This is a genomic window from Marinicellulosiphila megalodicopiae (genome assembly GCF_045862395.1).
Taxonomy (GTDB): domain Bacteria; phylum Pseudomonadota; class Gammaproteobacteria; order Pseudomonadales; family Natronospirillaceae; genus Marinicellulosiphila; species Marinicellulosiphila megalodicopiae.
Map to the genome: position 1 here is coordinate 311,634 of NZ_AP023087.1, position 18,487 is coordinate 330,120.

The following is an 18,487-nucleotide window of genomic DNA, read 5'->3' on the forward strand; positions in this document are numbered from 1 at the left end:
AAAGTAAATCATCTTTTTATTTAAAATTAATTTTTCTAAAATGGGTTGAGAAATTGCAATCGATATTTTGTTGTTATTGGTATGTTTGCTGACAAAACCAAAGAAAAAATATGTAAATTGCAATTTCTTTTAACATTTAGTTATCTACCTGTTTAAATTTGCTCATCAATCACTGCACGAATCTCTCTTAAAGACGTTTCTTTTATCAATTTTCCGTCTTCAAAAACCACTTCTAATAACCCTTCTTTTTCTTGAGCTTCACTTACATCATCAATCAACACTAACTCACCATCGATGCGATCAACTTTTAACAATCCCTTTGCAGATTTTTTCTTGGTGTCTGTTTTTGGATCTTTAAAAATTGCTAAACGCTCACCATTTTTAACGACACTGGTTGCTTTAACAGCTGAACCATGAGTGTCACGAGTCACGTACTGGTAGCTGTAAGAACCAATTCCTAACACCACTTTTGACGCGAAACCTTTGTCCATCAAACGTTGTAAAATTTGTCGTTGACGAGGTAAGGTGATGGCATCGCCATAAATTGCACCGATGTGATCATCTAATAATTTGAAACCTTTTTCAGTTTGTGTACCGCCAAAAATATCCCACAAACATTCGATCAAACCTTTCACTTCACAATGCATTAATTCTGAACCATCTTTGGTGGAGTAATATTTACCTTCAAATTGGTACGCTTCAAAACGTTTGGCAATGGCTGCATTTTTTGCTTGTTCTTGAGTGGTCACGTTTTCTGAATTTTCATCGAATGTATAACCCGTTAAAATTAAAACAGGATCACCAGAGTCAGGTCGAATGACCAAAGTGCCATCACGATTCATGATGTCAGTTTTTAATTCAGGTAAATACTGTGTCACTAATGTCCAAAAATCCCAAGTATCTGAAACAACACTCAAAATACCTTTAGGTGATTGCTCTTTCATCAAGTATTTAAAGAATTCTATTTCACCTTCCATAATCCAAGAACAAGTCACCGAGTGTTCGGTTGCATCTACTGAGCAGCCTACTAATTCTTCATCAACATTTGCGTTGTAGTATTCTTCTGCAAATAAAACAGCAGGAATTGTATCGGTGCCCACTAAGCCAGAAGCTAAGTGTCCAAAACCACTTAATGCAGCTGCATGTTTACCAAACATGCCACGAAAGCTAAAATCATGACCTTGGAACGGCACAAAATCCATTGGCATGCCTGTTTTTTTTGCAAATTCTTTGAACACTTTTAAATAAGCAACTGAGGTAGTAGCGCTGGTTTGTATTGGCCAGTTTTCACAGCTTAATACTGTTTCGATCATATTGGTTAACCACTGAAATCCTGCTTTGGTATTTACAATGGTGATCGGTGGTACTAAGTACGGAACCATGCTGCCTTCAGGTAATGCTTTTATTCGTAATGGTAGATATCCCAAGTCATGCAACTCTTCTAAATAACTGACATTTACTTGGTAACCTAACATTGCACTTAAAATTCTTTTATGGTTTGCAACGGCTTTGGATTTTTCTAATTTAAAAAACTCATCCCACTCTTGCATCAAATAACTTTTTATAAAATATTGTAATCCAACAAAAACGACTTTATCGTTGTTTTCTACGTTACTTAATTTACCCGAACGTGAAGTGAAATTTGCATATACTTCTGTTACATCTGGGTGATACGCTCTAGCGTGAAATTCTTTGTAAACGTCTTTTTGCATACTTGCTGCATTATTAATTTTCATAATTTATCTCCTACATTTCTATAATATTTAATTTGATTTTACTTTCTTTTATAAATTCATTTTTAGGACGCATTGAATCAGTTGTGTATATTTCATCAATCAATCCATCAAATACATCCAACCCTTTTGAAAAAATACCATGGGTTACAAATAATGTTATTTTGTTTGCGCCTTGTTCTTTTAAAACTTTGGCTAATTCAATAAACGTTCTGCCTCCATCACAAATGTCGTCAGAAATTAATATATCTTTTCCCGTTACATCATCTGAAATTTCAGTTTTAATAATTTTGCCTGTCTTTAAATCTCTTTTTTTCTGAGCTTGAATGACTTCAGGTATATTGGAAAAGGCCTCTGATATTTTTTCAGTTTTTTTGGCCGCACCAGCATCTGGTGCAACCAAGGTTAATTTTCCATTTTTTAATAATTCGCATAATTGTTTACAGGTTTTTAATAAATCAATTTGCGCAATGTTTTTAACATTATTAATTAACGCGCCAGTCACATCGCTATGTGCATCCCATATTGTTACTCGATCAAAATCTAAACGGTTTATAATGTCGGCCATTACCGATACTGCTAATGCCTCGCCTTCTACACAGACTCTATCTTGGCGTGCATAAGGAAAATAAGGACACACTAATTCAATTGAAATACACGCCCCAAACATTCTTTTTAGTGCATCTGTTGCCATCATTAAGCGTATTATATTTGCAGAGCTTACTAGACGCTCATAAATTTTAACTTTAACTACATCATTCAATTCACAAGGCTCGAACCGTACGTGCTCTTCCCCACCTGAAAAAGTGAAGCTGTCTGCATTAAGTGCTTTGGATACACCTTGTTTATTAATTACTTGTACTTGCATAGGGTTTATCACCTTCTTTTTAAAATATGTCTTAAAGACACTATATATACTAGCAAAGTCTTCATGATTTGCAATAACTTTGTGTCAAAAAGACACTAAATAATTTTATGGAATAACTAAAATTAATAAAAATTACTTTAAATTCAATAACTTATAATTATTTAAGTTGTTTCAAAAATCGGAAGCAATCGTTTAAATATCTAATTAATTGCAAATTCAGCTTGTAATTCTCGCTTACTTAAATAAGATGTCATAAAGACACTTAATAGGACAATTTATGTCACAACCATACGACATTAACGCTTTCGACAATCCATTATTTACCGTGGACAATGTATTATTCACAATTAAAGAAAAACGTCTAATGATATTAATGGTGAAGCGAGCAAATGATCCTTATAAGGGCAGATGGGGATTGCCAGGTGGATTTGTTGACACTCAATTAGATGACAGCATTGAGATGACCGCCCTTAGAAAGTTAAAAGAAAAAACCAATATCTCTGTGCCATATTTAGAACAATTAGAAGTATTTAGCGGATTGAATCGTGACCCTAGAGGGTTCAGTGTCACAGCTGTATTTTATGCGCTCACATCACATCAATCCGTGTCCTCTTATTTAGAAACAATAGCTGATGTGCAATGGATTGATATTCAAGAATTGAATAGTTTACCAGTTGCTTTTGATCATAAGTTAATAATCAAAACAGCAAGGGATCGTTTAGAGCAAAAAGCATTATATTCAATGGTGCCTGTTTATTGTCTACCTGAGCTATTTACAATCGGTCAGTTAAAATCTGTGATCGAAATAATTATTGGAAAAACGATTCAGCGTAAAAGTTTAATCAGACGGATAGAAGCTTCAAATATGTTTGAAACCATTGATCAAAAAATAAAATCCGGTGGGCGATTAGCTCAAGTTTATCAATTAAAAGAAAATGTAGAAATTGCTCATTTTGAGCGAAACTTCAGCAATTGAGGAAAAAATGATCAACTTTATAATGCAAATGATTGGAAACACGCCCATTGAAATAATTGCAGTAATTTGTGGATTTATTAATGTATTGCTCATTATTAAGCGTTCAATATGGAATTATCCATTTGGTTTAGTAATGGTGCTTTTATATTGTAAAATATTTTATGATTATCAGCTGTATAGTGACTCTGTTTTGCAGATCTTCTTTTTTGTGATGCAAATTTATGGTTTATATAATTGGCGTCAATCAAATAAATACGCAGGCGAAATTGTTGTTGAAAAATTAAATCATCGTTTAATTTCAATTTACGCAATGTGTACTGTTGTGGGTTGGTTAATATGGAGTTTAATGTTAGACGCTTACACTGAAGCATCTTACGTGTACTGGGATGCAGCAATAGCGGCCTTAAGTGTGACTGCACAAATATTATTAGCAAAACGATTTATAGAAAATTGGTATTTATGGATTACTGTAGATGTGTTGGCAATTGCATTATTTGCGATTAAAGGTTTGTATCCTACTTCAGCTTTGTATTTTGTATTTTTGATTATGGCAAGTATAGGATTTTTTACATGGAGAAAAAAATTATTAATGGAATCAAAATAAATGCAATCTAAAATTGGATTCGTGCTTGGGAAATTTATGCCTTGCCATAACGGGCATAAATTTTTATTTGATACAGCAAGTAATCTTGTAGATAAATTGTATATATTAGTTTGCACAAGAGATTGTGAAGAAATAAATGGATTATTAAGGGCTAGCTGGGTGAGACAATTGGCACCTAAAAATTCTGTTGTTATCCATATGCATAAAGATATACCTCAGGAGCCAAAAGACGATTCTGATTTTTGGAATATTTGGAAACAAGAAATTAATACTCGCATTTTTGAAAATATAACTGATGTATTTGGCAGTGAGAAATACGTCATTAAATTAGCCGCAATATTAAATGCTGAACCCTGTATTATAGATATTGATCGTAACCATATTGATATCAGCGCAACACAAATAAGAAATAATTCTAAGCACTATTGGGATTATATTCCCAAACCGGTTAAGTCTTATTATCAAAAAAGAGTATGTATTGTTGGTCCTCAAAGTACAGGAAAAACCACACTTACGCATTATTTGGCAAATACTCAAAATTTAAGTTTTGTTAATGAATATGGAAGAGATTATGATTTTCTCTATAAAAAAGGAATTGACTGGAATGAAAATGATTTTGTTAAGATTGCAAAATGCCATCTAGCCATTCAAAAAGAAGTCAGTTTATGTGGTAGTCATATTATTATTGAAGATACGGATATTATTCAAACGATTGTGTGGGCTCAATTTTTATTGGGTTTTGTTCCTATAGAATTAATTAGCATTTTTAAAAGCATCAACAAAGCCGATCAATACTTGTTGCTCACACCAGAAACAAAGTGGATAAACGATGGTACAAGGTATAAAGAAACTGAACAACAAAGGCAGAAATTTTATAATGAATTACAATATATTTTAGAATTCTTTGATTTAAAATATACAGTAGTGGACTCTAATGATTATAGTCAACGACATTCAAAAGCAGTGTCAGTTTTAGATCAATTTTTAAAATAAAATTCAATATAAATAATTTAGAAATTAGTTACTTTTTGCCACCTCATCCCGCGCAGATTCTTGAGTGGTATTAATAGCACGAATAGGATAGGGAATCACAATACCTTCTTGTGCGTAGCGTTTGTGTAATTCTTTTATAAACGCCGATTTTAAAAAGAAACGATTAAAATATTCTTTGGCCCGCAACATCACCGTAAAATTAATGCTTGAACTATCAAAAGTGTGAAATAAAATAAAGGTGTTGTATTCGTCTACGCCGTATTCGTGGCTGATTAAAATGGATCTTGCTACTTCTAATGTGACTTGTTCTACGTGATCTAAATCGCTGTCGTAATGCACGCCTACTTCAACGGGCACTGATAATTCTTTTTCGGGATAAAAATAATTGATTATTTTTGCATTACATAAATTACTGTTAGGGATAATCACGGTATTGTTGGGAAGCATTTGAATCCATGTTGAGCGCCAACCAATTTTTTTGACAAAACCTTGTTCACCAGAATCAAGTTCAATATAGTCATCAACACGAATGGGTTTATCAATCACTAACTGTACACCTGAAAAAAAGTTTTCTAAAGTGGGTTGTAAGGCTAATGCCACTGCAAGGGATGTAATACCAAGGGAGGCAATAATTGGCGTGACAGAAATTCCTAAAGTGCCTAGTAAAACTAATAAACCCAAACTTAAAATAATTGTGCGAGTGACACCTTTAACAATGGTTTCGCTGCTGCGTAACGTTTCAGATTTTTTTGCATAGCTGCTAACTAAACCCGTTAAAAAACCATTAATAAATACAACGATGCAAATAACAATTAACGACAATATTGCAATGTCGATAAATTGATTGAGCTGAATATAGTCGTATTCAAAGTGAATCAATAAATGTTTAAGGATTATAAACTCGACACTTAGAATTAAAATATAAGTAGGACGGTTCAATGAGTTGACTAATAATGTATCTAATTCAAAACGACTGCGAATAATCGCCGAACTAATACGCCCTAAAATAATGCGTTTGATTAAATACATGATTAAAAATGCAGCAGACATGGTTGCTGCAATAATCAACAAAGGGGCAAATGGTAAGGATAAATAGGCTTCAAACTGTTTGGAAGACATATAAACACTCGCTTGCAGTAATTCTAAACAATGGTTTGTTTAACTCAATAGTAAATAGGTTTGCAAGGTTTGAACCATAATCATTTTGTTTATCTTTTATAATGTCTTTTAGAAAACTATTTATAATCAGCATTTATTAATGCCTAAACGTTTTATTGATTTACAACAAGACACCTATTAAATAATGTAATAACTTCAGCGATATTGCAGTTGGGTGTTCATCATTATATTTCGATTGAATTGGATGTGAATAAATAGGCAATTTCAAAGATCCGATCATTTCTGGGTGAGCACTCATTAGTCCGCTTTATTGAAAGATGATTGTGTAGGATTAAAAACGATAGTTTGTGTTGAAAATAAAAAATAAGTATTGAGAAGTATTGAGAAGTATTGAGAGGTATTTAGGGAGGTATTGAGAGGCGTTAGCAAATTTGCAGTAAAGAATTAACGGCAGAAAAGCACTGCATGTTTTTCAAAATCATTGGTAAGTCGTGGCCATTCATTAGAAGTTAGATATGGGTTTTAGGGGAATAAATGTCGTTCTAGAAATGAAATTTGGCTGAGAATATAGCTGTCGTTTGGCTATTAGTATTGAGCACATTTAAGCAATAAACTAAGTCAAGGCGTGGAATAAAAAGAAAAATATTTAGCGTTGGGTTAATTGACGAGTATTTAAATGAGTTATTAAATCTTGTTTTAAAGACAATCATGTTTCATGGATTTTCTCTGGGCTATGAGTTGAGTCATTTATTGAATATTGTGTTTGGAATGTCGCAAAAAGTGATCAGTAATGACACGAATCATTTAGTGAAAACACTCGTTGATGCGCCGTTTCAAAAGTACGCTTGGACAAAATAATATTCGTTATTCGCTTTTTTTGATCACAGTGTTTTAATCGTAACCTGTGATCATTTTTTGTGAAATGGTTATGAATTTAACTCAGTAATATGCCATAGTTCACCTGCAGGGCCCCACAGATAAATTACCTTTCCCCAGTGCTCTTGTTTAATGGGTTCAAACTTAAATGTGATGTCTTTGATTTGTTGAATAGTATTTAAGGCAGCTTGAATGTCTTTTACGATTAACTGCATCATTAAATTTTGAGCAAATTCTTGATTGAAATGGTTTTGCAGAAAAAACGTGACCCCACCATTTACAAAAATCGCCAACTCATCATTTACTTCTGTTTTGTTAAATCCTAATGCTTCATAAAACCGACTCGACTCTTGAAAGTTTAGGCTGGGTATAAATAATCTTAAATCTTCAGCTTGCATGTGGCGCCTCTTTGTAAAATAACGGTCGTTTTAAGTGTGTTGTTTATAGTTTGTTGTTTTAGCCTGGGGTCGGATCCATTTTTTCTAAAAGCCTTTGATTAATATGGATTGTTGAAAAAATGGATCTGACCCTCGGCTATTTTGCGATAGGTTTTGGTTGGGTGTTTAAAAAATGGATCTGACCCTCGGCTAATTTTTTATTCTATTTTATTAATAATCCAGTCCGACTTGGGCTTTTACTCCGTTATCAAAGGCGTGTTTGATGCTTTTGATTTCGCTTACTGTGTCTGCAAGTTCTATTAACGCTTCGTTTGCGCCACGCCCTGTTATGACGATGTGTTGATTTTCTGGGCGGTTTTTTATGGCTTGGTAGGCTTCGTTATGATCGATGTAATCAAAGTTGAGCATGTAGGTTAACTCGTCTAATACCACCATATCTACGTTTGAATTTTGTAGGTTTTTAAGTGCAAATTGCCATACTTTTTGACAGGCTTGTTTGTCGGTTTCTTTGTTTTGTGTGTCCCATGTGAAGCCGGTTGCCATAACTGAAAACTCAACGCCCGCTGCTTCTAGTAAGTCTCTTTCGCCGCAAGCCCATGTGCCTTTAATGAACTGGCATACTTTTACGTTTAGTCCGTGACCGGTTGCTCTTGCTGCTGTGCCAAATGCTGAGGTTGATTTGCCTTTTCCGTCGCCCGTTATTAACACAACCAAGCCTTTTTCGATATTGGCTTTTTCAATGCGTTTGTCGATGGCTTGTTTGATGTTTTGCATTTTTTGTTGGTAGGTTTTTGCCATGTTGATCTCGAAAGTTGGTATAAGTGGGAAAGTAGGAGTAAAGCGCTATGTTTTACATTTGTGTTGCTATAACCGTAACTGTTTGATTTTAAATGGTTTTTAACAATAGCAAATCTTACTCGAATATTGCATGTATTGTACTATTTATCATGGCTTTGCGGGGTTTGTAAAAAATGTGTTGAATGCTGCAACAACAATTTAAAACATAGCCAATTTTTTATATTGCCAATAAAAACGCCCATCAGATGACGGGCGTGTGGTCTTGCTTTATATGGGGTTATTGAGCCATTTCTAATTCAGTAAACATACCATCAAACAAGATTGTGGATAAGTAACGCTCACCGCTGTCTGGCAAGATCACTACAATTACTTTGTCTTTGTTAGCAGGATCATTTGCTACTTTAATAGCCGCTGCAACGGCTGCACCTGACGAAATACCCGCCAAAATACCTTCTTTTTCCATTAATGCACGTGCAGTCGCAATGGCTTCGTCGTTGTCGATGCCCATTGTTAGATCAACTACTGACAAATCTAAGTTTTCAGGAATGAAGTTAGCGCCAATACCTTGAATCTTATGAGGTGCAGGTGTGATCGCCTCTCCGTTCATTGCTTGTTGAATAATTGCAGAATCTTTTGGCTCAACCGCAATCGCTTGGATGTTTTTGCCTTGAGTGTGTTTGATATAACGACTGACACCAGAGATTGTGCCGCCTGTGCCCACACCAGCTATAAAGATATCCACTTTACCGTCTGTGTCGTTCCAAATTTCTGGACCTGTGGTTTGTTCGTGAATGGCTGGGTTGGCTGGGTTTGAAAACTGCTGCAACAATACAAAGCTGTCATCGGCATCGGCAATTTCTTGTGCTTTGTCTAATGCGCCTTTCATGCCTTTTGCTGGCTCAGTAAGCACTAACTTAGCACCTAATGCTTTTAGAATTTTACGACGTTCTAATGACATTGAAGCAGGCATTGTTAAGGTTAATGGATAACCTTTAGCAGCAGCAACAAATGCTAATGCAATGCCTGTGTTACCTGATGTTGGTTCTACTAATTGTTTGCCTTTAGTTAAAATTCCATCTTTTTCAGCTTGTAAAATCATGTTAGCGCCAATTCGACATTTCACCGAGTTTGCAGGGTTGCGAGATTCGATTTTTAATAAAATCGTGCTCCCAGCAGGTGCCAGTTTATTTAATTTAACTAACGGTGTATTACCTGTGCTCAAGCTGTTGTCTTCGAAGTAATTCATAATATTCCTATTGGGTTGTGAGATTGCTGTAGTCTATCACGAGTAACTATTTGTGAAGCAAGTGTAATGTTGAGAATTATTTTGTAACGAACATCGCGATCTAACATGAAACTGGTTTAATTTTGACACTATTGTGCGTAATATTTGTCATGTTATAAATGTTCCATAATCGGTTTTAATAGGTGATCATATGTTGATGCGTTATTTAGTCCTTTGTTTAAGCGCGCTGTTTTTTGTGAGCTGTCAGTTGCATGTTGCTGTAAAAGGCTTGCAAGAAGAATTAGTATTAATTGAAAACGAAACAGGCGAAAAACTTGTTTTGACTGACAATGAGTTGGTTTCTTTTGATCACGATTTTAGTGCATTTAGTGCATATAATGTGAGCATATTTAAAGAGTCTGGGCAAAAGTGCCATGTAGTTTATAAATCTGGTAGATTCAGTACACCCTATACAGAATTAGAAGTAAACTGTCAGCCGATTGTTAGCGCGGAGTCATGTAATGATGAAGGCCCGCGAGTTTGTGTTCGAATTGAAAACGACATTACTTGCGAAGGGTGTTTACCACAGATTTATAAAACCTATCCAAACTTGTGTCAGGCGAACACCTCAGGATTAAATCCTATTTTTATTGGACTAGAAGAATGTCCGTTGCTTGACGACAGTGTCGAATCTTCTAACGACGCACCCGCTGTTTTTATAGATACTGCAGTAGTGAAAGATCAGAAAATCACTGTCAACTCTGCCACATTTAGTGAAGATATCGTAACAATTGAAATTGAACACAATGGCGCATGTGGGTCAGATGATTATATTTTAGAGATTAATAAATTCGAATTAAATGACACATCATTAGATTGGGCGCTGCAATATTCGCGTAATCATTGCGCTACATTAGAAACCAAAGCTATTTCATTTGATTTAAAACCAATAAGAGATTGGTACTTTCAAGTTAATGGGTTACAAACAGGCTCTATCGATTTGCCTGGAATCGGCACTTATCGCTTTTAAATAAAAGAATAATTTTCACCGTTTACAATAAAAAGTCAATTCAGAAATGAAATTGGCTTTTTTTTTAAACACTCCATTTTCAGAGAAGTTGACACATACAAATGTTATTTAAAAAATAACTATTTAAGAACATTGATTTTTAGTCATTAAATGGATATTTTGCAGTCAGTTTTTTACATTTTCAGGAATTAACATGATTAAAAAAATAGGTGTGTTAACCAGCGGAGGAGATGCACCTGGTATGAATGCAGCCATACGTGCAGTAGTGCTTATGGCATTAAACAAAGGGTTAGAAGTGTGTGGCATACAAGATGGGTATTTAGGATTGCATCAAAATCGCATAATAGCCCTGCACAAAGAGGATGTGTCTGACATAATAAATCGAGGTGGAACATTTTTAGGAACCGCGCGCTTTCCAGATTTCAAACAAGAATCAGTTCGCCATGTCGCTATTGATAATTTAAAGACACACAAAATAGATGCATTGGTCGTTATTGGTGGTGATGGAACGTACATGGGAGCAAAAGCTCTGACACAAATGGGGGTTGCCTGTGTTGGTTTGCCAGGCACTATAGATAATGATATAGCAGGAACTGATTATACCCTTGGTTTTCATACCGCAATTAATACAGTATTAGATGCCATGGATCGATTACGTGATACCTGCTCATCCCATCATCGAATTTCCATTGTTGAAATTATGGGGCGTTATTGCGGAGACCTTACCATTCAATCTTCAATTGCAGGTGGGGCGCAATTTACAATCGTACCTGAAAAAACATTTAATGAAGAAGAGTTATTGAATGCGATTCAGTTAAATTCAGCCAATAAAAGAAATCATGGCATCATTGCCATTACTGAAAACATAACAGATGTAAAAGCCTTAGCAAAACGAATTGAATTAAAGACAGGTGTAGAAACACGAGCAACGATTTTAGGACACATACAACGTGGTGGTTCACCCTGTGCATTCGACAGAATTTTAGCAAGCAAAATGGGGGCGTTTGCCGTTGAGATTTTAATTGATGGAGCCGGTGGGCGTTGTGTGGGAATTCAGTCTAATCAATTGGTTCATCATGATATTATAGATGCAATTGAAAACATGACACAGAAGTTTGATGAAAATGTATTTAATTTAACTAAAACGCTAGTTTAGACTATCGCTAGTGTTGTCCGCTAAGGTAGGTCGCTAAGGTAGGTCGCTAAGGTAGGTCACTAAGGTAGGTCACTAAGGTAGGTCGCTAAGGTAGGTCACTAAGGTAGAAAGTCAGCATTTCAAAATTAGTTAATCAGGTTTAAAAAGACGCAACATCGTATCCAACTTTGGTGCGTCTTCATCAAATAAAAAATTAATAATATTGAGTAATAAATTCCAGTTCTAAAGCAGAACCTTGCTTGCTCACTACTCTATATAAATGATAACTAGTCACATTTCTATATTTAATCCAATAGGAAATCTCCAGCATATCTCCTTTTAAATTCCACTGCCCATCACTAAAATAATGCGCGTCATTTGATGCAAGTACTTTGAATTCAGCTGTGCCGTTTGCGTATAATTTAAATGCTTCTCTATATCTTGCAGGTTGAAGCGAGTGAGAAAGTGGAACGTATAAACCTGCTTCACTCACTTCACCCCAAAGATCTTTTTGCCATTCACCAATTAAATGCTGTTCATCTAAATCCCAAAATTCGCAAGCAAATCTAATTTCCCAATCCAAGCATTGTGTATTGGGTGTCCAAGAATTAATACAAGCCAGTCCATAGTTTGGTGACATTATTAATGGTTTTAACAATATGTCAGAACTGGTTTTACTTTCCACTTCTCTTGCTTGAATATCAATCGGGTTGCTACAGCCTATAGCGCTTTGTGAAAAATATTGTTTAAGCTCGTAATCTCCATTTCCTGATTGGTTGTCACGGTCTAGCCAATCGCTCCATATAACTGCTGATAATGCATTAAGTGAAAAACCTACCAAAAAAATTGATATTAGTGGTTTAATAAAAAGTTTCATCTTTGAATCCTCATAGAAAAGTAATTGCCGCCAAATTTGACGGTGCCAGCATGGTAGCAATTGGAAATCAAATTAACAGTGTTAGAATTCTCATTTTATAGTTGGTTTATGAATATTGGAGAAAATAAATGAATGATTGTGTATAGATAAATGTGGTTAATTTTTATAACTTTAAAATCTATAAAAAATACTTTCTTTACAACGTAATGTTTATATCAGTGGTGTAAATAAATATTGAGATGTTTATGTATTTCATTGTGCTCTTCATTATTAAAATTTGAATCGACTCAGTACAATCTGTAGCTGTTTAGGTTTCGATCGGCAATATGTTCTTGCAATGCACGATATAAGCTATTTATGTAGCGATAAAATTTGAGTATGTGCTAAACAGTATCTGCTAAACAGTTGTGCTAAACAGTTGTGCTAAACAGTGGCACAAATTAAAGTATAAATACGAAGCCAACTGTTGTGGCCATATCAAAAATTGAGTCCGTATCTAGATTGATGTATTGCTGAAGATAAATACCCCACTGAGCATCTGGTCCAGCAATTTTGGGTGTTAAATACACGACACTAGGGCTTAAGGTAAGTCCAAGTTTGTCTTGTTCATAATACTCAGGTTCACAGTCGACACAATTTGTTGCACTTTTGCTTAACGATGTTGTAGATTTTATTAAATCAAGATTGAAAGTGATTTTTTGGTTAATTGAGTATGTGCCCCCAAGTGAAAGCCCTAAAAGAGTATGCGAGTAAGAGTGTGTAGGTGTAGGCGTTTGTTCTATATTTTCTGAAGCCATACCTCCTGCTAAAATGTTTAATCCCACTCTAAAATAATTAATTTTCAAAAATGCTTTTAGATCTAGTGCAAATGCAGTGCTAGTATATTCATTTTCATTAGCGTGGCCTTTATCTAATAGGGAGGCGCCTGCACCGACATTAAAAATGATATTAGATGGGTCATTGGCTTGAGCAAAGTTTGATGAGATAAGTAGTAAAATAAGTGATGTTAAGATTTTCATTTGAATTCCTATGTTTGTATAAGTTATTGATTAATAAAATTTAATACCAGTTGGTATGTTTGTAAAATATGAGCGTCCATGCTCAAAGGTAAAGTTATTCAGGGCTACTCAAGAATCTGAGCGTGCACCCCAAACATCTGAATTAATTTGTGTGTCATTACTTTCTTTTTTAGACTGTTTCTTTCTGTCCCTGTTTGTAGCTTTAGTATCATTTGATGCTTGGGAGATTAACACATTTATTAATGCTTCATCAATCTCAAATCCTTCAACTTGTTCACGCTCTAATCGGAATTTATTTTTCTTTTCGATGATTCTAAAGTGATGATAATCTTCATGATCAATTAATGAAATAGCCAAACCTACTTCGCCTGCGCGACCACTTCGACCAATGCGGTGCATATAATCTAAAGGACTTCTTGGTAAATCAAAGTTAATGACAACAGGTAACTTTTCAATATCTAAACCACGGGCGGCAATGTCTGTTGCAATTAATACTTGAATGTCGCCATTTTTAAATCCTTGTAATAATTGTGTTCGCGCGCCTTGTGTTTTGTCGCCATGAAATACCTGTGAGGTAATACCGCGTTTTGCAAGTTTATCAGCCAAATGATTACAGCCATGTTTTGCGTTTACAAAAATTAATGCCTGTCTAAAATTATGTTGTTTAATTAAGTGCGCCAAAACTGTGGTTTTTTCACCTTGATTCACTGTAAACACGCGTTGTACTAATGTGCTGGCATCTTTGTCTTGTAATTGAATTTCTACAGGATTAATCAATAAAGATTGAGTCAGGGTTTGTACTTTTTCAGGAAACGTCGCTGAAAATAATAACGTTTGTTTTTGTTTAGGCAATAAGGCAAGTAACGCATTTAACTCGTCTGTAAAACCAAGGCTTAACATTCTGTCGGCTTCATCTAATACTAATGTTTGCACATGATCTAATTTAATTGCGTTACTTGAAATTAAATCTAACAATCGACCAGGAGTGGCCACTAAAATATCGCAACCTCCACGCAAAGTTAGCATTTGTTTATTAACCGATACACCACCAAATACCGCGTTGGTTTTAATCTGACCATTAAAATGTGCCGCATAAGATTGAATATTGTTTGCCACCTGAGTAGCCAATTCACGCGTGGGTACCAAAATTAACGCCGCTGCAAAATTGCCTTTTTCATGCAAACCAGATGCAGACTGTTTGCTAAGTGCTTGCAATATAGGCAAAGCAAAAGCGGCGGTTTTACCCGAGCCAGTATTTGCACCAGCAATTAAATCCTTTCCTGCCAAAATACATGGAATCACCTGAGCTTGAATGGGGGTAGCAGTGTTGTATTCCAATTCATTTAAGCGTGCTAAAAGAGGGGCGATAAGACCCAGGTCGGTAAAGTTGGTTGGAATATTTGATGGATTTGATGGATTTGATGGAGTAGTAGGCGACGTCATTAAATTTAAAGCTCAAAAAGGTAATTGCTGGATATTTTAACTGATTTGTTAGTGGGTTTGTTGAATTAAATTTACGCATTCTATTTAAGGACTGTCTAAGTGAAAAATTACTTTCTATCTAGTAAAAAAATTCATTTAAACGCAAGAACACTATTCGGGTATTGAAAGCATGGAGATATCATCAAAAATCACTATAATAGCCGATGTTTTTAACATTAAATATCAATACAACACTGGGAATTAAAATGAAAAAATTATTATTAATAGCAAGTTTGAGTGCAATCAGCACGTTATCTGTGGCAGATAACATTGGCGAAAATTATGAGAAAGGCGGTTTTATTTTAGATGGATACGGATATTTATCTAGTAATGAAGATTATAAATCGTCAAGCTTTTATGGATCTACTTCTTTTTTAGTAGCCGATGGACTTTCTTTTGGGGTGAATTTAGGTAAATACAAATATTCATCAAAATTAAGTGATTATTATTCAGGGGACGTTACCATTGGAACGTCTATTCAATATGCTTTTGGTTATGATGCAGCGGCGGATACGGGATTGGTTTATTCGTTAGGCACTTCAGTTTCATATCAAATGAATAGTAATGATACTGATACTGCGAATCCTGAAATGCTTGGCGGCCCTTTTTTTAGAGTTGACTATTTTCTAGCACCAAGAATCAGCTTTTATTCTCGAGTTAATCGTTTTACGTCAATAAGTCTTGATCCAAATATTGTTGAATTTGAAGATGCTATTTATTATATCGACAGCATTTCATTCGGTATTAGTTATAGCTTTGCCAATAAAGATATTACTTGGAATAATGTAACTAAATAAATATCAAAATCAAAAACCAAGTAAGGATGCTTGGTTTTTTATTCACTTCTAATATTTTATTAAAACTGACAAATGAGTATTCTGAATCTATTTACTTTTAATATTTTGATTCATGATTTGTATGTCAAATGTATAATTTAAAATAATTTAGACAGTAAGCTGACAATACTCACCAGTTTCAACAATACACATTAAATTATACGTACTAATGTATTTTTCAAAATTGATTTTGAGCGTGTTTGTCTGTATAACGTGTTTTTTAAAATAGGAATGACCGATGAAAAAAATTATAACTGTATCCATAATGTGTTTACTTGCCACTGCGTGTTCGACTTCAAGCACTAAATCGACTTCTGTAAAATCTGCTACTACGACTTCATCGACACCCTCATCGACAAGTTCAGTCTCAGACGAAACAAGAGAAAAACGAATCGCGGTATTTGATTGTTTTATGCAATGGGATTATATGCTGTACGGATATGCATTAAAAAAAGAAGGGTTTTCTCAATCGGATACTGAACAATATTTCATCAATGAAATAGAAAAAAATTCTGAATCGAATGTCGCCAGCCCGCTTAGTGATTCTATTAGAAAAGGTGTTAAATATATTTTTAAAAATGGTGATGAAGAACAAGCTATTTATGCCATTACTGAATCCATTCGATCTGGTTTTAATAGTTGTTTAGTGACAAATAAAATTGAAAAAAATAGAGATATACAATTAGCACTTGATATAGCTGAAAATGTCACAATTGTAACTATTGCTAAAAATAAAGGCCTTAGTCAGTCCGACATGATTAATATATTAGGTGAAAACAATGTGTTTGTTTCATCAGGAATGATTGAAAAAATTTATAAGGAAGATGATTTTAATGCAGGTACTTTTCGCTTAGGAATATGGAGGAGTACAATTTCTAAGGTGAAATAATTGCTTTTTAAAAACGATAACTTGAATTTTATATAAATTAAAAGGCTAATTCACAATGTGAGTTAGCCTTTTTTTATTTAATTAATGTTTTTTTAATTAATGTTTATTTATGAGGCGATTTTTGAGCGCCACCAAATATAAAACTATAATCCGTTGCATAGTTTTTGTTAGCCCCTGCTTCTTTCGAAATGGATGCATTTTTATGGCATGACAAACAGCTGAATCCTTGAGCGTAGGATTCTAACATTGTGTTAGCAACCGGAGTGCTTGTTAAAGATGGCGTTTCACCACTTGTGGACAATGGTGTAACTGGGGGATTACCTTCAGGTTTGTTATCATTGACTGCCGCTGATGACCACAGCACATTCACTAACACGTAATTTTTAAATACTGAATCAGGATTCGCTTGTGAAATTAATTGATGAACGGAATCATTAATTGAAGCAACGTGATTGTCGTTTGTATTAATTATAGGAAAATCTCTACTAACTCGAATTGGATACGCTGGACAATTTGGTGTGCCATCTAAATAATACGCGGGTGATACATTCGTATCACATGAAGTTTTAGTTACCAATTGGTCATTAACTTTTTTTGCAGCACAGCCTGAAGGAATGCTAGTTTCTGCGCAGGTATTATTATAGAAAGTAAAATCTCCATCAACGGTTCCATCTTGTTTTATTTCTTGAGTGTCTGGCACATTATCAATATGTTCAAAAGTAGACCAAACCCATTGTGGCTGTGATGCTGTTTTATGAATAATGTGTAATCCAACTAGTGCCATTAAATTTTGTGTGCAGTCATTGGTTTTGTCATCATAAATATACGCTTGAGTCAGTTTGTATTTTAACCATTTTGGGTTTTGTGGATCACTAACTTGTAGCCAAGCAGCCTTTAGTTCTAAGCCGCCTTGAACGGTCGTTGCCCCATCATCATATCCTTGAGGTAATACGATATTTTTATTTAGTTCTAAATGAATTTTTTGTTGATTTAAATCATATAATTTGTTTTTAGTAATATAATTATAAGAGTCTTCACCCATTAAAACTTCGTAATAAACAACATTACCATTTTTGTCGGCTAACCAGTTTGGATTTTGACTAGGAAATGCTTGAGCAGTATCGGCATCTAAATTGAAATCGCCATTTGTTCGGCTCGACGACATATAACGAATATTTTTTTCAGTAGCTTGTGACGCACATGCATTTTGAGAAATAGATGGCGTACCCCAAGGTTCTGGCGGTTGTGCATTTTTGCGCATGACATCTTTAAAATTTGCGTACGTTTCCCAAACCACATTTTGTGTGATTCCCGTTTTACCAAAGTCTTTAGCAGTAATGTTATTATTTGGTTGTCCTGGTTTTTTAGGATCCACCTCCCAATTTAACCCAATAAATGTTTGCCAGGCAAAACAGTTTAATCCATCTTGAGATGTGATGGCAGTATCACCAGGGGTATTACTTGAAATGCTTGGGACATTTAAACAATCAAATGTAACGGCTGATGATTCGATAGTTTTAGGGCTTGAATCGCTCATTATTTGAGTAGTTTGTTTTTCTTTTTTATTGCATGCACTTAAAAAAATTATGCAAAAAATAATGGTATATAACTTTTTATTATTCATAGTCT

18 protein-coding genes are annotated in these 18,487 nt (G+C 34.7%); 7 read left to right on the forward strand and 11 right to left on the reverse strand.

The genetic code is table 11. The features are described from left to right. Positions 1–152 precede the first annotated feature (152 nt). Both TYM08_RS01290 and prs read right to left on the reverse strand, forming a co-directional pair. Positions 153–1,736, reverse strand: a complete 1,584-nt coding sequence (locus tag TYM08_RS01290) for a nicotinate phosphoribosyltransferase (protein ID WP_422381170.1) — start codon at positions 1,734–1,736, stop codon at positions 153–155. Positions 1,737–1,746: 10 nt separating this feature from the next. Further along, complete coding sequence (gene prs, locus TYM08_RS01295) at positions 1,747–2,601, reverse strand: ribose-phosphate diphosphokinase (protein ID WP_422381171.1); 855 nt, start codon at positions 2,599–2,601, stop codon at positions 1,747–1,749. A gap of 277 nt (positions 2,602–2,878) precedes the next feature. Here prs and TYM08_RS01300 point away from each other — a divergent pair, with 277 nt between their 5' ends. Genes TYM08_RS01300 through TYM08_RS01310 form a run of 3 tightly spaced genes read left to right on the forward strand, consistent with a single transcriptional unit; the run spans position 2,879 to position 5,174 of the window. Next, a complete protein-coding gene (locus TYM08_RS01300) occupies positions 2,879–3,577 on the forward strand; it encodes an NrtR DNA-binding winged helix domain-containing protein (protein WP_422381172.1) in 699 nt (232 codons plus the stop codon). 7 nt (positions 3,578–3,584) lie between these two features. Further along, a complete protein-coding gene (gene pnuC / locus TYM08_RS01305; protein WP_422381173.1) occupies positions 3,585–4,181 on the forward strand; it encodes a nicotinamide riboside transporter PnuC in 597 nt (198 codons plus the stop codon). Continuing rightward, a complete protein-coding gene (locus tag TYM08_RS01310) occupies positions 4,182–5,174 on the forward strand; it encodes an AAA family ATPase (RefSeq protein ID WP_422381174.1) in 993 nt (330 codons plus the stop codon). A gap of 24 nt (positions 5,175–5,198) precedes the next feature. Here TYM08_RS01310 and TYM08_RS01315 read toward each other — a convergent pair whose 3' ends face one another. The 5 genes from TYM08_RS01315 to cysK form a co-directional block, all read right to left on the reverse strand. Next, positions 5,199–6,293, reverse strand: coding sequence for a mechanosensitive ion channel family protein (locus tag TYM08_RS01315; RefSeq protein ID WP_422381175.1), 1,095 nt, complete (start codon positions 6,291–6,293; stop codon positions 5,199–5,201). 160 nt (positions 6,294–6,453) lie between these two features. Beyond that, positions 6,454–6,591 carry a hypothetical protein gene (locus tag TYM08_RS01320; protein WP_422381176.1) on the reverse strand — a complete coding sequence of 46 codons (138 nt, stop codon included), beginning with the start codon at positions 6,589–6,591 and terminating at the stop codon, positions 6,454–6,456. A 628-nt stretch (positions 6,592–7,219) separates the two neighbouring features. Continuing rightward, on the reverse strand, positions 7,220–7,567 hold the full coding sequence (locus tag TYM08_RS01325; protein WP_422381177.1) for a hypothetical protein: 348 nt from the start codon (positions 7,565–7,567) through the stop codon (positions 7,220–7,222). 210 nt (positions 7,568–7,777) lie between these two features. Continuing rightward, entirely contained in the window at positions 7,778–8,365 is a 588-nt protein-coding gene (gene cobO / locus TYM08_RS01330) for a cob(I)yrinic acid a,c-diamide adenosyltransferase (RefSeq protein WP_422381178.1), read from the reverse strand. A gap of 277 nt (positions 8,366–8,642) precedes the next feature. Beyond that, positions 8,643–9,611, reverse strand: a complete 969-nt coding sequence (cysK, locus tag TYM08_RS01335; RefSeq protein ID WP_422381179.1) for a cysteine synthase A — start codon at positions 9,609–9,611, stop codon at positions 8,643–8,645. A 190-nt stretch (positions 9,612–9,801) separates the two neighbouring features. Here cysK and TYM08_RS01340 point away from each other — a divergent pair, with 190 nt between their 5' ends. Next, complete coding sequence (locus TYM08_RS01340; protein ID WP_422381180.1) at positions 9,802–10,620, forward strand: hypothetical protein; 819 nt, start codon at positions 9,802–9,804, stop codon at positions 10,618–10,620. A 193-nt stretch (positions 10,621–10,813) separates the two neighbouring features. Further along, positions 10,814–11,776 carry a 6-phosphofructokinase gene (gene pfkA / locus TYM08_RS01345; protein WP_422381181.1) on the forward strand — a complete coding sequence of 321 codons (963 nt, stop codon included), beginning with the start codon at positions 10,814–10,816 and terminating at the stop codon, positions 11,774–11,776. A 193-nt stretch (positions 11,777–11,969) separates the two neighbouring features. Here pfkA and TYM08_RS01350 read toward each other — a convergent pair whose 3' ends face one another. From TYM08_RS01350 to TYM08_RS01360, 3 genes are all read right to left on the reverse strand, one after another. Further along, the gene (locus tag TYM08_RS01350) at positions 11,970–12,632 is read right to left on the reverse strand and encodes a hypothetical protein (RefSeq protein WP_422381182.1); all 663 of its coding nucleotides are present in this window, start codon (positions 12,630–12,632) and stop codon (positions 11,970–11,972) included. 440 nt (positions 12,633–13,072) lie between these two features. Then, entirely contained in the window at positions 13,073–13,651 is a 579-nt protein-coding gene (locus tag TYM08_RS01355) for a hypothetical protein (protein ID WP_422381183.1), read from the reverse strand. Positions 13,652–13,759: 108 nt separating this feature from the next. Beyond that, complete coding sequence (locus TYM08_RS01360) at positions 13,760–15,094, reverse strand: DEAD/DEAH box helicase (RefSeq protein ID WP_422381184.1); 1,335 nt, start codon at positions 15,092–15,094, stop codon at positions 13,760–13,762. Positions 15,095–15,339: 245 nt separating this feature from the next. Here TYM08_RS01360 and TYM08_RS01365 point away from each other — a divergent pair, with 245 nt between their 5' ends. Next, on the forward strand, positions 15,340–15,930 hold the full coding sequence (locus TYM08_RS01365) for a hypothetical protein (protein ID WP_422381185.1): 591 nt from the start codon (positions 15,340–15,342) through the stop codon (positions 15,928–15,930). 277 nt (positions 15,931–16,207) lie between these two features. Further along, entirely contained in the window at positions 16,208–16,858 is a 651-nt protein-coding gene (locus TYM08_RS01370) for a hypothetical protein (RefSeq protein WP_422381186.1), read from the forward strand. A gap of 103 nt (positions 16,859–16,961) precedes the next feature. Here TYM08_RS01370 and TYM08_RS01375 read toward each other — a convergent pair whose 3' ends face one another. Continuing rightward, a complete protein-coding gene (locus TYM08_RS01375; RefSeq protein WP_422381187.1) occupies positions 16,962–18,482 on the reverse strand; it encodes a hypothetical protein in 1,521 nt (506 codons plus the stop codon). Between the last annotated feature and the right edge of the window lie 5 nt (positions 18,483–18,487).

Excerpts from the sequence above, each read along its gene's own strand:
- TYM08_RS01290 (WP_422381170.1), bottom strand. The coding sequence starts at position 1,736 with ATGAAAATTAATAATGCAGCAAGTATGCAAAAAGACGTTTACAAAGAA.
- prs (WP_422381171.1), bottom strand. The coding sequence starts at position 2,601 with ATGCAAGTACAAGTAATTAATAAACAAGGTGTATCCAAAGCACTTAAT.
- TYM08_RS01300 (WP_422381172.1), top strand. The coding sequence starts at position 2,879 with ATGTCACAACCATACGACATTAACGCTTTCGACAATCCATTATTTACC.
- pnuC (WP_422381173.1), top strand. The coding sequence starts at position 3,585 with ATGATCAACTTTATAATGCAAATGATTGGAAACACGCCCATTGAAATA.
- TYM08_RS01310 (WP_422381174.1), top strand. The coding sequence starts at position 4,182 with ATGCAATCTAAAATTGGATTCGTGCTTGGGAAATTTATGCCTTGCCAT.
- TYM08_RS01315 (WP_422381175.1), bottom strand. The coding sequence starts at position 6,293 with ATGTCTTCCAAACAGTTTGAAGCCTATTTATCCTTACCATTTGCCCCT.
- TYM08_RS01320 (WP_422381176.1), bottom strand. The coding sequence starts at position 6,591 with ATGAGTGCTCACCCAGAAATGATCGGATCTTTGAAATTGCCTATTTAT.
- TYM08_RS01325 (WP_422381177.1), bottom strand. The coding sequence starts at position 7,567 with ATGCAAGCTGAAGATTTAAGATTATTTATACCCAGCCTAAACTTTCAA.
- cobO (WP_422381178.1), bottom strand. The coding sequence starts at position 8,365 with ATGGCAAAAACCTACCAACAAAAAATGCAAAACATCAAACAAGCCATC.
- cysK (WP_422381179.1), bottom strand. The coding sequence starts at position 9,611 with ATGAATTACTTCGAAGACAACAGCTTGAGCACAGGTAATACACCGTTA.
- TYM08_RS01340 (WP_422381180.1), top strand. The coding sequence starts at position 9,802 with ATGTTGATGCGTTATTTAGTCCTTTGTTTAAGCGCGCTGTTTTTTGTG.
- pfkA (WP_422381181.1), top strand. The coding sequence starts at position 10,814 with ATGATTAAAAAAATAGGTGTGTTAACCAGCGGAGGAGATGCACCTGGT.
- TYM08_RS01350 (WP_422381182.1), bottom strand. The coding sequence starts at position 12,632 with ATGAAACTTTTTATTAAACCACTAATATCAATTTTTTTGGTAGGTTTT.
- TYM08_RS01355 (WP_422381183.1), bottom strand. The coding sequence starts at position 13,651 with ATGAAAATCTTAACATCACTTATTTTACTACTTATCTCATCAAACTTT.
- TYM08_RS01360 (WP_422381184.1), bottom strand. The coding sequence starts at position 15,094 with ATGACGTCGCCTACTACTCCATCAAATCCATCAAATCCATCAAATATT.
- TYM08_RS01365 (WP_422381185.1), top strand. The coding sequence starts at position 15,340 with ATGAAAAAATTATTATTAATAGCAAGTTTGAGTGCAATCAGCACGTTA.
- TYM08_RS01370 (WP_422381186.1), top strand. The coding sequence starts at position 16,208 with ATGAAAAAAATTATAACTGTATCCATAATGTGTTTACTTGCCACTGCG.
- TYM08_RS01375 (WP_422381187.1), bottom strand. The coding sequence starts at position 18,482 with ATGAATAATAAAAAGTTATATACCATTATTTTTTGCATAATTTTTTTA.